The following is a 14,414-nucleotide window of genomic DNA, read 5'->3' on the forward strand; positions in this document are numbered from 1 at the left end:
TTAAAACTCCATGTTGGGCGACTGAGCGTCGCGCGGGTCATCCAGGCTGAAGTAGTCGGCCGGGGCAAAGGCAAACGCCCGCGCAACCAGATTGCTCGGCACCGACTCGACCCGCACATTCAGCTCGCGCACCGCGCCGTTGTAATAACGCCGGGCCATCTGAATGTGGTTTTCGACATCTGTCAGGGTGCGTTGCAGGTCAAGAAACTGACCGTCGGCCTTGAGCGCCGGGTAATCCTCAACCAAAGCAAACAGCTGACGCAATTGCGTGCCGAGATGCGCCTCCACCGGCGCACGCTGCCCCAGCGGCGAGTCCGCCAATTGCACCGCGCGCTGACGCTCCTGCACCACGGCTTGCAACGCGTCCTGCTCGTAATGCATGTACTGCCGCACACACTCGACCAGCGCCGGAATCAAACTGGCCCGGCGCTTGAGCTGCACATCAATCCCGCTCCACGCCTCAGCCACCCGCGCACGGTTGAACACCAGCCGGTTGTAGTAATAAATCACCAGCGCGGCCAAGGCCAACAGCGCAAGCAGCCACGCGAATCCTGTCCCTTCCATCACCACTCCTTGAATCGCCCGCTTACCCTCAGCGGCCTGCGCGTCACGACGTATGGGCCGAATAGTGCTTATACGAAGGCATTAAGCTGCCAAAGCACTGTGTCGGTTAAGCGATTATGAGTCAGAAAATCGGTCATTAGCGTTGAGCAAAACGCTCTTTTTCACGCTTTGGCGATTAATCCGCATCGGCCACTGAAGGTGCGGGCCGAACCAAACTACTGTCCTAAAGGATTTCCTGCTCAATACGTCAGATAAGTCGCTCAGGGGGCTAACACGGGGCAGGGCCTTTCGCTATCGTAAAGACCTGCCCCCCAACGTCACCGCACGGATTGCCAACCATGAGACGTCTAATGCCTTTGCTGGTAGGCCTGTGGCTTACGCTTTTAGCGCAAGCGCATGCCGAAACTTTCCGGATTGGCGTGGAACTGCAGCCCTATATGCCCTACTCCGATGTGCAGGACGGCCAATATCAGGGCTATGGCCGTGAACTGCTGGATGCCTTTGCCGCGCACCAAGGTTATGTCTTTGTTTATCAGCCACTGCCGGTGCGGCGCTTACTGAGCGATTTCCTCAACGGCAAGGTGGACTTCAAATACCCCGACCATCCACGCTGGAATGCCGATCTCAAGCAGGCGCATCAGGTGTATTTCAGCCAGGCCACCGCGCCTTCGATTGATGGGGTGCTGGTTAAACCGCAGCGTCTGGGTGCCGGAAAGGACAGCCTGAAGCGCCTGGGCACTCAGCGCGGATTTACCCCGTGGCCGTATCTGGACGACATCAAAGCCGGGCGGATTTTGCTGGTTCAGGCCAACCAGATCGACTCACTAGTAGCCATGGCACTCAACGACCGGGTGGACGGCGTATACCTCAACCCGCAAGTGGTCAAATACCGCCTGCGTAACAGTCCAGAGGAAAGCGCCTTGGTATTTGACCGCTCACTGGCCTACCAGGACGACCACTACCTGCTGTCGAGCATCAAACACCCACAGGTGATTGAGCAGTTCGACGCGTTCCTCACCAGCCAGGCCGCCTTGGTCCAAGCCCTGAAAGACCGTCACGGCATCCGCGATCCCCTGCAAAACCGCTGAGGATTTAAGCCGACTCTTCGCGGTACACAGCCATGCCGCGCGCCTGATAGTTAGCCAGCGCGCTGGGGTGATCGAGGCTGCAGGTGTGCACCCACACGCGCGTGGTACCCGGCCAGGCCCAGGCGGATTGCAGCGCGTGAGTCAGCAGCGGGCCACCAAAGCCCTGACCGAAAAACGCCTCAGCCAGGCCGAAATAGAGAATCTCCACCGCGCCATCCGCATCACGCAGCAACTCGTAATAACCGACGATGGCGCCTTGGTGATAAGCCACCCAAGTGCGGTGATGGGGCTGCTCGATCAACTCGCGCCACTGCGCGTCGGTCCAGCTGAGTTTGTCGGTCCACTGCCAGGGCTCGCCGACCAACTGATAGAGAAAACGGTTGAGCTGGAATTGCTTGTGCTGGCATTCGACCACGCTCAGCTCGACCGGCAGCGGCTTGGCGCGCAACTGCTCGGGGTGCTGCATGGCCAGGTAATAGGTGATGGTGCTCATCGGCTTCCTGCTTGTTGGAGTGCCCGCAGATTGTAGGAGCCAGCTTGCTGGCGATGCTTTAGCTCTGCAAGGATCATCGGAGTGCCGAACCACTGCAAGCTGGCTCCTACAGAGTGCTATCGAAACGGTTCAGTTGGGCTTCGCTGCGCTCAACACCAACCTACATATGAACAAAACCCCCACCGGCTAAGCCAAATGGGGGTTCTCCTCTTTTACGCCAGGGCTTGTGGCCTTGGGAGCAGACGATGCCTTAAGCGCCATCCGGGCCTGCCGCCGCAGCGGCCGGGGAGCGTTGCTCACAGCTCCAGAGTTCCAACGCTGGCTGGGTCGCTTGTGGCGGGCCGAGCCATTCACTCATCGAGTGGCAACGCTGGTTGAAACACAGTTGATAATCCCCTGCCTCGGGGGTTCGCCCCAAACGCAGTGGTTGCAAGGGTGGTAGCTGACGCTGGTAATGCCAGCTGCCCTCGCGCAGTTCGGCGCCGTCTGGAATTTCCATACCGGCACCGGAACCCTTGACCCGCGCTTCGCCGAGGAGCAACCCCTCAGGCGTCACACGGTAATCCTCTTCCCAACGAACCTTCTCAATGGTGTGCGTCCAGGCCAGGGTAAAGCTGGGCGTGGGCACTTCTGCCCATACCGCCCCTGCCAGGCCCAGACACAGGCCAATCACGCCGTAGCCACCTGAGCATGACGGGCACGCCAAAAGTGCTGGCCGATAAACAACGCCGCAAGGGCGAAGCCGATCTCGTCACTCATGGGCGTGGCCATAATCAGACTGACACCCGCGCCGAAGGCCAGCGCGCGCTCCCACCAGCTCAATTTAGCCTGCAGGTAGCCGGTAAACGCCGCACCCCAAATGCCAATAGCCAGCAGCGCCTTGGCTACCACATACAGGGTTGCCAGCAGGCTATCGCCCTGCAACATCAGCGCCGGTTCGTATACCGCCATAAAGGGCACCACGAACCCGGCCACGGCGATACGCACAGCCCACAGGCTGATCTTCAGCCCGCTCTCCTTGGCAATCGGCGCGGCGGCGAAGCAGGCCAGCGCCACTGGCGGCGTGAGGTCGGCCATGATGCCGAAATAGAACACGAACATATGCGAGACGATCAGCGGCACGCCCAGCTCCAGCAACGCCGGCGCGGCAATCGAGCTGGTGATGATGTAGTTGGGGATGGTCGGGATGCCCATGCCCAGCACCAGGCAGGTGAGCATGGTCAGCACCAGCGAGAGGAACAGGTTGTCCTGGCCGATGGCGAGGATATAACCGGCGAAGGTGGAAGCCACCCCGGTCAGCGAGACCACACCGATAATCACCCCTACCAACGCACAGGCAATGCCCACCGGCACCGCATGCCGTGCACCTTCCACCAGCGCGTGCAGGCAGATCAACAGGGTGTCGCGCCCGCCTTTGATAAACCAGCACACCGCCACCAACAGCGCGACGACGCCAAACACCACGCCGATGCCGAGCTGGAAGAAGCCGGCGCAGAGCACGCCCAAGGCGATCCAGAAAGCAAAGCGCATGACCTTGGACGACACCCGCAGAACGATCGCCGAGCCGAGAATCACAATGGCAGTCAGCGCCAGACCGACCATGCCGGAGAACAGCGGCGTACGCCCGGAGAACAGCAGATAAACCAAAATGAACAGCGGAATCAGCAAGTACCAGCGCTGCTTAACCGCCGCCCAGGGGTTCGGGCATTCCTCCTTCGGCAGGCCGCGCAGGTTGGCACGCTTGGCCTCCAGGTGAACCATCCAGAACACCGAGCCGAAGTACAGCAACGCCGGAATCAACGCGGCCTTGGCCACCTCGAAGAACGGCACGTTGATGGTCTCAGCCATGATAAAGGCCACGGCACCCATGATCGGCGGCATGATCTGGCTGCCCATCGACGCAGTGGCTTCAACGCCGCCAGCAAACGCTGGCTTGTAGCCGAAGCGCTTCATCAGCGGGATGGTGAACTGGCCGGTGGTGACCACGTTGGCCACGCCAGAACCGGTGATGGTGCCCATCAGTGCCGACGACACCACCGACACCTTGGCCGGGCCGCCGAGTTTGTGGCCGAACAGGCCCATGGCGAAATCGGTGAACAGCTTGATCATCCCGGCCTGCTCGAGGAACGCGCCGAACAGGATAAACAGGAAGATGTAGGTGGCCGATACGTAGGTCGGCGTGCCGTACAGCCCTTCGGTGCCGAAAGCCAACTGGTTGACGATCTGGTCGATGGCGTAGCCACGGTGCATCAGGTCGCCCGGCAGGTACTGGCCGAACAGGCCGTAGGCCAAAAACAGTGCACAGATGATCGGCAAAGCAATGCCCATCACCCGCCGCGCAGCTTCGAACACCAGCACGATCAGCACCAGGCCAACCACCATGTCGCTCTGGGTCAGGTCACCGGAACGCTGGATCAAATCCGCTTCGAAGTACCACTGGTAAAACGCCGTGGCCATACCGGCCAGGCCCAACAGCCAGGCCATCGGCTGCCAGGGCTGCTCTTTGCCACGGGCGGGAAAACAGAGAAACACCACCAACAGCAGAAAGCCCACATGCACGGCACGCAGAATCTGGCTGGATACCGGGTGGAACGCCGCGGTGATGATCTGGAAAACGGAAAACAACAGCGCCACATAAAACAGCGCTTTCGGCCAATCGCTCGGACTGCCGGCGAGGCCTTGGTTTTGCTCACTCATGAAGGTCACACCCTCGTTACAACATCGATGGCACAAGAGTCGCCAACAAAACCTGCCGTGTTCTGCACGCCGGTTTTATTCGCAGCTCTAGCTCGTGTCCGGAGAGGTTGGCGCTGCGCACAGCGCCAACCTACACCTGAAACCCTTCAGCAGCCTTACAGCGCGCCGGCTTCTTTGTAAAAGCGCTCAGCACCCGGATGCAGCGGGATCGGCAGGTCTTTGGCAGCGCCTGCCAGCTTGATGTCCTTGGCCGCCGAGTGGGCGTTGCCCAGGCGCTCAAGGTTGTCGAACATCAGTTTGGTCATCTGATAGGCCACTTCATCGGACACGCCGTCATGGCTGACCAGGATGTTGTTGATGGCCACGGTTGGTACTTCGCTGTCCTGGCCGTCGTAGGTGCCGGCCGGAATCAAGGCCGCCTGATACGCCGCGTTGTCGATCTTCGCGGTGATGTCCGCCGGGATCGCGACGAAGGTGATCGGCAGGGTCGCGGCCAAGTCGCGAATCGCCGCCATGCCCAGGCCCGAGGACTGCAGGGTGGCATCCAGCTGACGGTTCTTGATCAGCTCAACCGACTCGGCGTAAGGCAGAAACTCCACTTTGCCCATGTCTTCATAGCTCAGGCCGGCGGCCTTGAAGATGGCGCGGGCGTTCAGCTCGGTACCGGACTTCGGCGCGCCTACGGAGATGCGCTTGCCTTTCAGATCCGCCAGGGTGGTGATGCCGGACTCCTTGCTGGCAACGATCTGGATGTAGTTCGGGTAGGTACCGGCAATCGCCCGCAGTTTTTTCAGCGGCGCTTTGAAGCCGGCGTCTTCCACGCCATTCCAGGCATCGGTGACCGAATCACCCAAGGCAAAGGCCAACTCGCCGCGACCGGCTTCGAGCAGGTTGAGGTTTTCCACCGAGGCCTTGGTGGCTTGCACCGACGTTTTGGCGCCGTCGATGCCGCTGCCGTAGAGCTGCGACAGAGCCACGCCGATGGGGTAATACACACCGCTGGTGCCACCGGTCAGCACGTTGATAAAGGTCGGCGCGGCAAGTACCGCAGTGCTCGCGGTCAGGGCGGCAGCTGCCGCAAACAGGCTGAAACGTTTGGTCATTCGCATGGAAGAAACTCCGTCGTTGTTATGGCTTTATGCAAAGGTTGACGCCGCGCAGTGCGCCGACATGGCGCGGTACGCATGGCTAACGAGCAAGCAGAAAGGAGCCGAAGCTCACGCACGGGCAAGCGGTGCGTACAAGAGAGGGACTGCGCGACAAACGCGCGGATGGGGCTGGGCAGTGCATGGGGTTCACCTCTTGTCTTTCTTATAGGCTGCCGGGCAATCGAGTGCCTGGCTGACAAGGGCTATAGCAGGTGCCGTGCCAGCGATAGAAAAGCCCGTGCTAGAGCCTTTACGCTGAGGGTGATGAACCACCTGCAGGGTTGAACCAGCGGAAATCCGCTGCTGGAAAAACCTGGATAAGCGAAATTCCGCCTATAGAAACAGCGTAGCCCGGATGCAATCCGGGACAAAGGCACCGGCCATAACGACGTTCCCGGATTACATCCGGGCTACGGGCATCACTCTTCGTCGCTGCTGCCGGCTGGCCGATAGCGGCTGCGTAGCAGGCCGTGGCGCTGCATCTTTTCGTTGAGGGTGCGGCGGGGCAGTTGCAGCAGCGCCATCACCTCAGTGATGTTGCCCTGACAATGCTGCAAGGCACGGTGCAGGCACTGCGCTTCGAAGGCTTCCATCTGCTCCGCCAGCGATTGCACGGGCAACCCCTCGCCAGGCTGCATGTCGCCACTCAAGCCCAAGGCATGGCGTTCAGCAGCGTTAATCAGCTCACGCACGTTGCCCGGCCAGTCGTGCCCCAGCAGTTGAGTCAACTGCGTCGGCGTCAGCGCTGGCATCTCACGTGCGTGGCGTTGCGCCGCCTGCTGGGCGAAGTGTTCAAACAGCAAGGCAATGTCTTCGCGGCGTTCGCGCAGCGGCGGAATGCGTAACGTGGCGACATTCAGCCGGTAGTACAGATCTTCACGGAAACGCCCAGCCTTGACCTCATCGAGCAGGTCCGGCTTGACCGCGCTGATCACCCGCAGATCGACCTGAATGCTGCGGTTGGAACCGAGCCGCTCCAGGGTTTTCTCCTGCAGCACGCGCAGCAGTTTGACCTGCTGGGCCAACGGCAGACTCTCCACCTCATCGAGAAACAGCGTGCCGCCGTCGGCGTGTTCGATACGGCCAATGCGTTTGCCCTGTGCACCGGTAAACGCGCCGCTTTCGTGGCCGAACAACTCGCTCTCAAACAGGTGCTCGGGAATCGCCGCGCAGTTGAGCGCGACAAAGGGCTTGCCGGCGCGGTTGCTGAAATCATGCAGGCAACGGGCAACCCGCTCCTTGCCGCTGCCGGTGTCGCCGCGCAGGAGGATATTCACCGAGGTGCCGGCCAGTTCGAGAATCTGTCGGCGCAGGGTTTCCATCGGTTTGGACACACCCAGCAGCTGCGACTCGATATGGTCCTTGAGAGCGAACTGTTGGCGCAGCTGACGGTTCTCACAGACCAGACGGCGCTTATCCAACGCACGGCGCACGCTGTCCAGCACACGTTCGGGGGTAAAGGGCTTTTCGATAAAGTCATACGCGCCCTGGCGCAGCGCCTGCACCGCCATCGGCACATCGCCATGCCCGGTAATCAGAATCACCGGCAGGTCGCGGTCACGCTCCAGCACACTGTCGAGCAACTGCAGGCCATCGGTGCCAGGCATGCGCACATCGCTGATGAGGATGCCGGGGTAATCACGGTCGACCAGCGCCAGCGCCGCCTCGGCCGTGGCACAGCTGAGCACGCTGAAGCCAGACAGCTCCAGCCACTGCTGCAACGCCTCACGGATGGCGGCTTCATCATCGACGACTATTACGTGCCCGCTCATGGCATCTCCCCTGCTTTAAATCGGCGGGCAGTGTAGCCCGGAAGGAATCGGGGAAAACAATACGCCTGTGGCGATCACCCTCTGAAGACAGCACACAGCCTAGTGGGAGGTGCTGGGCGGCACTCCGCTTTAGCAGCGACAAAGACATACCTACTTCGCGACTAAAACCCCACCCACATGAGTTAAGGCGCGACCGGCAAGCGCAGGGTAAACACCGCGCCCTGCTCGCCATTGGCCGCGTCCAAGCTGCCGCCCAGCTCGCGGACGATGCCGTAGGACACCGCCAAACCCAAGCCCAATCCAGCACCCACCGGTTTGGTGGTGAAGAACGGTTCAAATACACGGCCGAGTGCGTCAGTAGCGATTCCGCCACCGCTGTCGGCAATGCTCAGCACCGCGTATTCGCCCTGACGCTCGATGCGGATCTGCAGTTGCCGCGATTCGGCAGACGCCATGGCATCCAGCGCGTTGTTGAGCAGATTGAGCAGCACTTGCTCCAGGCGAATCGCATCGCCCAGCACCCGCACCTGTGGGTCGATCTCGCTGTGCAACTGCACCTGTTCACTGCGCAGGCGCGGGGCCAACAACTGCAGCGCTTGCTCCAGCACATCGCTCAAACGCAGGCGCTCGCTTAGCCCCGCCGGGCTTTTACGGGCGAAGGTTTTCAGGTGGCCGGTGAGCCCGGCGATGCGTTGCAGCAGCGCGTCGATACGCTGCAGCCCTTCGCGCACATCGTCTTGCCGACCGCTGTCGAGCAACAGGCGCAGGCTGCCCAGTTGCATCTGCATGGCGGTCAGCGGCTGGTTGATCTCATGGGCCATGGCGGCCGACATCTGCCCGAGTGCGGCCATCTTCGCCGCGTGCACCAAGCCTTCCTGCGCTTCGCGCAATTCAGCCGTACGCAACACCACTTCCTGCTCCAGGCGTTCACGAATGCCCGCCTGCAAGCGTTGCGTCTTGCGCCGCTGGGCCAGGTAGAGCAGCAGGAACGCCAGGGTCATCCACAGCCCGGCGGCGGCCAGGCGGTAGCTGCGCACGCTGTCGAGCAGATTTTTCGGCTCGTGCAGCAAGTGCAGGGTCCAGTCTTCATCCTGCAAACGCTGCTGCTGCCAGAGGTAATCGCGCGGGCCGTCCGGGCCCTGCACCCAACGCCACTGACTGTCGCTGTCGATCTGTCGGCGCAAGCTGCTGACCAGCGGTTGCAGGGCTTGTTCGGCGTATTTGCGCTCGTTGACCAACTCGGCACGCTGGCTTTCGCTCAAGGGCCTCAGGGCCAGAAAGCGCCACGCCGGGCGGTTGCTGAGAATCACCACCGAATGACTGTCCGCCACCAAAAATACGCCGGATTGCCCGGCCCATTCGCGCTGTAGCTCTTCCAGCTCCAGCTTGACCACCAGCACGCCCAGCACCACGCCGTTGTCGTCGCGCACGGCATGGGAGAGGAAATAACCGGGGATGCCGGTGGTCACGCCTACCGCAAAATAACGCCCCGATGACTGACGTACGGCATCCTGAAAATACGGGCGGAAGGCGTAGTTGTTGCCGACAAAACTGCTCCAGTCGCGCCAGTTACTCGCCACCAGGGTTTCGCCCTGAGCATCCAGCAGGTACAGCACATTGGACCCCGCCGCCGTGTTGAGTTGCTCCAACCGCAGGTTGAGCTGACGCCGTAACAGATGATCATCCGGCGTGCTCAACAACGCACGGATATCGCTGTCCAGCGCCAGCACCTCGGGCACCGAGCGAAAGCGCTCAACCAGGGTGTGGATCGATTGTGCATACAGCTGCAACTGCCCCCGCGCCTCGACACTGCGATCCTGCCAGGCACGCTGCTCGGCGTAACGCCCGGCCAGCCAGGTGCTCGCCAGCAACCCGAGCAGGATCAGCAGGACGATCAGGGTGACCTGACAGCGACGCTGGGCATCGTTCATAAAACGCTATCCCAATCTGAAAATCCCCATGGTACGTCATGCCGGCGGCTACGCGTGCTGGCCCGGACATTGATTCCGCGCATGGAGATCAGCACGGGATGCACCTAAACTCTTTCGCCTGGGCTAAAGCCCAACCCCCGATTTCCATCTCCATTTGACGTTAGGGATAGCCATCTTGAGTTTTCGCCCTCTGCTTCTGCTGTGCTTGCCTGCCAGCCTGCTGCTGACCGCCTGTGATCAGCCCAGCCCACCTCAGGAGCAGGCACCGCGCCTGGTCAAACTGTTCACCGTGGACGATCCCGCTGGCCAGCGCCTGCGGGAATTTCCGGCTCGGCTGAAAGCCACCAACGAGGCCGAACTGTCGTTCCGCATCGGCGGGCAGTTGAAGACCCTCAACGTGCTGCAAGGCCAGCAGGTGAAACGCGGCCAGCTGATCGCCAGCATCGAAGACACCGACCAGCGCCTGCGCGTACGTGACCGCCAAGCCAGTTATGACCTAGCCAACGCGCAGTTCCAGCGCATCGCCAAACTCTATGAACGGCAGATGATTTCGCGCGCCGAGTACGACCAGCGCAAAGCCACCCTGGATTCGGCACGGGCAGCGCTCAACCTGGCGCGCCAAGAGCAGGATTACACGCAAATCCTCGCGCCTTTTGATGGTGTGGTGGCCAGCACTTATGTGGATAACTTCCAGGTGGTGCAGGCCAAACAGCCCATCGCCACACTGCAAAGCGGCGACATGCTGGATGTGCTGTTCCAGTTGCCGGAAAACCTGCTGACCAACCTGCGTGGCCGCGAAGAAAATCCCGATTATCACCCCAGCGTGACCCTCGACAGCCTGCCAGGCCGTGAGTTTGAGGCGGTGTACAAAGAACACAGCACCCAGCCGGACCCGAAGACCCTGACCTATCAAGTCACCCTGTCGATTCCACGCCCGCCGGAACTCAACCTACTACCGGGCATGAGCGCCACCGTTAAAGTCGACTTCGCACAAATTGTGCGCAACCCCGATACGCGCATTTTGGTTCCCGTCGAGGCGGTATTCAGCCCCGACAACGGGCCGGCTACCGCCAAGCAGGTATGGGTGGTGAACGCGGTAGAGGATGGCATGACTGTCACTGCGCGCCCCGTTGAGGTTGGCCAACTGACCCGCAATGGCATCGAAGTGTTGAGCGGGTTGACGCCCGGTGAGCAGATTGTTGCCGTTGGCGGCGCTGAGCTGGAAGAAGGCCAGGCCGTTCGTCCCTGGGTACGCGAGCGGGGACTGTAAATGGATATCGCCGGTTATTTTATCCAGCGTCGGGTCACCAGCTGGCTGGTCACGCTGGTCTTGGGCATTGGCGGTTTGATGGCCTTTCTCGGCATCGGCCGTCTGGAAGACCCTTCCTTCACCCTGAAAAACGCCATGGTTATCACCAGCTACCCCGGCGCCTCGCCGCAGCAGGTGGAAGAGGAAGTCAGCTACCCGCTGGAAAACGCCATCCAGCAGCTGCCCTCAATCAAAAAAATCACCTCAATCTCCAGCGCCGGGCTCTCGCAAATCAGCCTGGAGCTGCACAGCCAAATCAAATCTGAAGAAATCCCCCAAATCTGGGATGAGCTGCGGCGCAAGATCAACGACCTGCAACCCCACCTGCCACCGGGGGTGAACCCACCGCAGGTGCGCGACGATTTCAGTGATGTCTTCGGTTTCTTCCTGCTGGTCACCGGCAAGGGCTACAGCGCCCAGGAGCTGCGAGATTTTGCCGACTACCTGCGGCGTGAACTGGTGTTGCTACCCGGTGTGGGCAAAGTGACACTGGCCGGCGCGCGCCAGGAACAGGTGCAGGTGGAAATCTCCCGCAGCAAGATGAGCGCCTTGGGTATCGCACCGCAGCGCCTGGCGCAGGTCTTGAGCCAGCAAAACGTGGTGTCCAATGCTGGGCGAATTCTGGTGGGCAGCGAGTCTATCCGCCTGCACCCCACCGGAGAATTTCAGGATGTGCGCGAGCTGGAGCGGCTGATCATCAGCGATCCCGGCAGCTCACAACAGGTCACCCTGGGCGACATTGCCCAGGTCAGCCGTGGCTTCAGCGAAACCCCGGGCAACCTCTACCGCATGAACGGCCAGGATGCACTGACCCTGGGTATTGCCTTTGCACCCAAGGTCAACGTGGTCGATGTCGGTGCGGCGGTGAATGCGCGCCTGGCCGAACTGGACAACCAGCGCCCGGCCGGCATGCAGTTGCAGGTGTTTTACGACCAAGCCGCCGAGGTTGATTCTTCGGTGCAGGGCTTCGTGATCAACTTCGTCGCCTCTGTGGTCATCGTGATTGTCGTGCTGCTGGTGTTTATGGGCATGCGCAGCGGCCTGCTGATCGGCCTGATCCTGGCCCTTACCGTGCTAGGCAGCTTTATCTTCATGCGCATGCTGGGGATTGAACTGCAACGCATCTCCCTCGGCGCGCTGGTGATAGCCCTCGGCATGCTGGTGGACAACGCCATTGTCGTGGTCGAGGGCATTCTGGTTGGCCGTCAACGCGGGCAAACCACGCTGCAAGCCGCGCGGGCCATCGTCAAGCAGACCAACCTGCCGCTGCTCGGGGCCACCCTGATTGCGATCATCGCCTTCGCCCCCATCGGCCTGTCCGATGACTCCACGGGTGAGTTCTGCCTGTCGCTGTTCCAAGTGTTGATGATTTCCCTGCTGCTCAGTTGGGTCACGGCCATCACCCTGACGCCGTTCTTCGCCAGCCTGTTCTTCCGTGACAACCAGACGCTGACCGGCCAGAGCCAGGGCGACCCTTACGGCGGGGTGATTTTCACCGCCTACCGCGCCCTGCTCGACTTCGCCCTGCACCACCGTCGCCTGACACTGGGCCTGCTGAGCGTGCTGCTGGTGGTGGCCATTGCCGGTTTCGGCAACGTACGGCAGAGCTTCTTCCCGCCGTCCAACACGCCGATGTTCTTTATCGACCTGTGGCTGCCGCAAGGCACGGACATCCGCTACACCGAGCAATTGGTGGCCGAACTAGACCAGCATGTTTTGGAGCAGGAAGGTGTAACCGCCGTCAGTAGCACCATCGGCCAGGGCGCGCTGCGCTTTATCCTGACCTACTCACCGCAAAAGCAGTACCCCAACTATGCCCAGTTGCTGGTGCGTACCGACGAGTTGGCGCGCATCGAACCGCTGATCAACCAACTTGAACAGCATGTGGCCGAGCAGTACCCGCAGATCAAACCCAAGTTCAAGCAACTGATGCTTGGCCCCGGCAACGACAGCAAGATCGAAGCCCGCTTCAGCGGCCCCGACCCCGAGGTGCTGCGCCAGCTGGGCAGTGAAGCCATCCGCCGTATGCGCCAGGACCCGGTCGCCAACGCCGTGACGCACGACTGGCACGAGCGCACCAAGCTGATCCGCCCGCAATTTGCCGAGGCCCGCGCACGCGAGCTGGGTGTGGATAAAAGCGAACTGGATGACCTGCTGCGCATGAGCTTCTCGGGCATGACCGTGGGCCTGTACCGCGAAGGCACGCAGCTGTTGCCGATCATCGCGCGCACGCCGGACAACGAGCGCCTGAATGCCGACAGCCTCAACGACCTGCAGGTGTGGAGCAACGCCCGTGGCGGTTACCTGCCGATTGAGCAGGTGCTGCTGGGCTTTACCACCGAATGGGAAGACCCGCTGATCATGCGTTTGAACCGCAAACGCACCCTCACGGTACAAGCCGACCCAGCGCTGCTCAGCGGCGAAACTGCCGCTCAGCTGTTCGGCCGTATCCGCCCGGAGATCGAAGCTATTCCTCTACCGGAAGGCTACAGCCTGGAATGGGGCGGCGAATACGAAAGCTCCCGCGACGCACAAAGTGCGGTATTTGGCAGCTTGCCGCTGGGTTTTCTGGCGATGTTTATGATCACCATTTTGCTGTTTGACTCGTTCAAACGCGCCACGGTGATCTGGCTGACGGTGCCCCTGGCAATGATCGGTGTGACCCTGGGCTTTTTAATCACCGGTATTCCTTTTGGCTTTATGGCCTTGTTGGGCTTGCTCAGCCTGAGCGGCATGCTGGTGAAAAACGGCATTGTCCTGGTCGATGAAATCCAGCTGCAGCTGGCCAGTGGCAAGGATGCCCTGCAAGCGGTTGAAGAAGCCTCCATCAGCCGCGTGCGCCCGGTGTCCATGGCGGCCCTGACCACCATTCTGGGCATGAGCCCGCTGCTCGCCGATGCCTTCTTCCAAAGCATGGCCGTGGTGATCATGTTCGGCCTGGGCTTCGCCACCCTGCTGACCCTGGTGGTGCTGCCGGTGCTGTATTGCATGTTCTACGGCATTGGCAAACCCGACGCGGCGACAGCCTCAGCCTAAAACACAAAACCCCCGAACCTCAGGCTAATACCGGAGGTTCGGGGGCTTTTCTGGTCGGGCTTAACAGCTCAATTCGACGCTCTTGATTCCCAGCAGGCGCAGTTCATCCACCAGCTGATTCAGGTCAGCGAAGGTGTCCACTTGTTCCTGTTCATCAACCAGAAAAAAGCTCGTTCCGGCGTCCTTTTTGAATAGCACGATCCATTCGCAGGTATTGCCCGGATTGACGATGACGTGGGTGTCAAATTGTACCCCCGCAGCCTGCCTGGCTTTGATATTGTGGGAGGAAAATAAAGTGTCATCCTAACTACAGGACCCTGCAACGTAGCAATTCCTGCAAAAATCCATTTAAAACAATGACTTATTTCAATTCTGC

11 protein-coding genes are annotated in these 14,414 nt (G+C 60.9%); 3 read left to right on the forward strand and 8 right to left on the reverse strand.

The features are described 5' to 3' along the window. Positions 1-564, reverse strand: a complete 564-nt coding sequence (locus AUK77_RS13835; RefSeq protein WP_296130589.1) for a LemA family protein — start codon at positions 562-564, stop codon at positions 1-3. A gap of 338 nt (positions 565-902) precedes the next feature. Here AUK77_RS13835 and AUK77_RS13840 point away from each other — a divergent pair, with 338 nt between their 5' ends. Further along, the gene (locus AUK77_RS13840) at positions 903-1,652 is read left to right on the forward strand and encodes a transporter substrate-binding domain-containing protein (RefSeq protein ID WP_296130590.1); all 750 of its coding nucleotides are present in this window, start codon (positions 903-905) and stop codon (positions 1,650-1,652) included. A gap of 4 nt (positions 1,653-1,656) precedes the next feature. Here AUK77_RS13840 and AUK77_RS13845 read toward each other — a convergent pair whose 3' ends face one another. The 6 genes from AUK77_RS13845 to AUK77_RS13870 form a co-directional block, all read right to left on the reverse strand. Then, entirely contained in the window at positions 1,657-2,145 is a 489-nt protein-coding gene (locus AUK77_RS13845) for a GNAT family N-acetyltransferase (RefSeq protein ID WP_296130592.1), read from the reverse strand. Positions 2,146-2,395: 250 nt separating this feature from the next. Further along, the gene (locus tag AUK77_RS13850) at positions 2,396-2,818 is read right to left on the reverse strand and encodes a DUF1850 domain-containing protein (RefSeq protein ID WP_296130594.1); all 423 of its coding nucleotides are present in this window, start codon (positions 2,816-2,818) and stop codon (positions 2,396-2,398) included. Continuing rightward, positions 2,815-4,842, reverse strand: coding sequence for a TRAP transporter permease (locus tag AUK77_RS13855; protein WP_296130596.1), 2,028 nt, complete (start codon positions 4,840-4,842; stop codon positions 2,815-2,817). The genes AUK77_RS13850 and AUK77_RS13855 overlap by 4 nt, the downstream gene beginning before the upstream one ends. A gap of 155 nt (positions 4,843-4,997) precedes the next feature. After that, positions 4,998-5,951 carry a TAXI family TRAP transporter solute-binding subunit gene (locus AUK77_RS13860; protein WP_296130597.1) on the reverse strand — a complete coding sequence of 318 codons (954 nt, stop codon included), beginning with the start codon at positions 5,949-5,951 and terminating at the stop codon, positions 4,998-5,000. A 458-nt stretch (positions 5,952-6,409) separates the two neighbouring features. Then, positions 6,410-7,762, reverse strand: a complete 1,353-nt coding sequence (locus AUK77_RS13865) for a sigma-54 dependent transcriptional regulator (protein ID WP_296130599.1) — start codon at positions 7,760-7,762, stop codon at positions 6,410-6,412. Positions 7,763-7,944: 182 nt separating this feature from the next. After that, a complete protein-coding gene (locus tag AUK77_RS13870; RefSeq protein ID WP_296130601.1) occupies positions 7,945-9,693 on the reverse strand; it encodes an ATP-binding protein in 1,749 nt (582 codons plus the stop codon). Positions 9,694-9,868: 175 nt separating this feature from the next. Here AUK77_RS13870 and AUK77_RS13875 point away from each other — a divergent pair, with 175 nt between their 5' ends. Together AUK77_RS13875 and AUK77_RS13880 are read left to right on the forward strand one after the other, a co-directional pair. After that, positions 9,869-10,963, forward strand: a complete 1,095-nt coding sequence (locus AUK77_RS13875; protein WP_296130603.1) for an efflux RND transporter periplasmic adaptor subunit — start codon at positions 9,869-9,871, stop codon at positions 10,961-10,963. After that, the gene (locus AUK77_RS13880) at positions 10,964-14,038 is read left to right on the forward strand and encodes an efflux RND transporter permease subunit (RefSeq protein WP_296130605.1); all 3,075 of its coding nucleotides are present in this window, start codon (positions 10,964-10,966) and stop codon (positions 14,036-14,038) included. A gap of 60 nt (positions 14,039-14,098) precedes the next feature. Here AUK77_RS13880 and AUK77_RS18945 read toward each other — a convergent pair whose 3' ends face one another. After that, positions 14,099-14,236, reverse strand: coding sequence for a hypothetical protein (locus tag AUK77_RS18945; protein ID WP_363079396.1), 138 nt, complete (start codon positions 14,234-14,236; stop codon positions 14,099-14,101). Between the last annotated feature and the right edge of the window lie 178 nt (positions 14,237-14,414).

The organism is Pseudomonas sp. Ga0074129 (assembly GCA_001465025.1).
Taxonomy (GTDB): Bacteria; Pseudomonadota; Gammaproteobacteria; order Pseudomonadales; family Pseudomonadaceae; genus Aquipseudomonas.

Excerpts from the sequence above, each read along its gene's own strand:
- AUK77_RS13835 (WP_296130589.1), bottom strand. The coding sequence starts at position 564 with ATGGAAGGGACAGGATTCGCGTGGCTGCTTGCGCTGTTGGCCTTGGCC.
- AUK77_RS13840 (WP_296130590.1), top strand. The coding sequence starts at position 903 with ATGAGACGTCTAATGCCTTTGCTGGTAGGCCTGTGGCTTACGCTTTTA.
- AUK77_RS13845 (WP_296130592.1), bottom strand. The coding sequence starts at position 2,145 with ATGAGCACCATCACCTATTACCTGGCCATGCAGCACCCCGAGCAGTTG.
- AUK77_RS13855 (WP_296130596.1), bottom strand. The coding sequence starts at position 4,842 with ATGAGTGAGCAAAACCAAGGCCTCGCCGGCAGTCCGAGCGATTGGCCG.
- AUK77_RS13860 (WP_296130597.1), bottom strand. The coding sequence starts at position 5,951 with ATGCGAATGACCAAACGTTTCAGCCTGTTTGCGGCAGCTGCCGCCCTG.
- AUK77_RS13865 (WP_296130599.1), bottom strand. The coding sequence starts at position 7,762 with ATGAGCGGGCACGTAATAGTCGTCGATGATGAAGCCGCCATCCGTGAG.
- AUK77_RS13870 (WP_296130601.1), bottom strand. The coding sequence starts at position 9,693 with ATGAACGATGCCCAGCGTCGCTGTCAGGTCACCCTGATCGTCCTGCTG.
- AUK77_RS13880 (WP_296130605.1), top strand. The coding sequence starts at position 10,964 with ATGGATATCGCCGGTTATTTTATCCAGCGTCGGGTCACCAGCTGGCTG.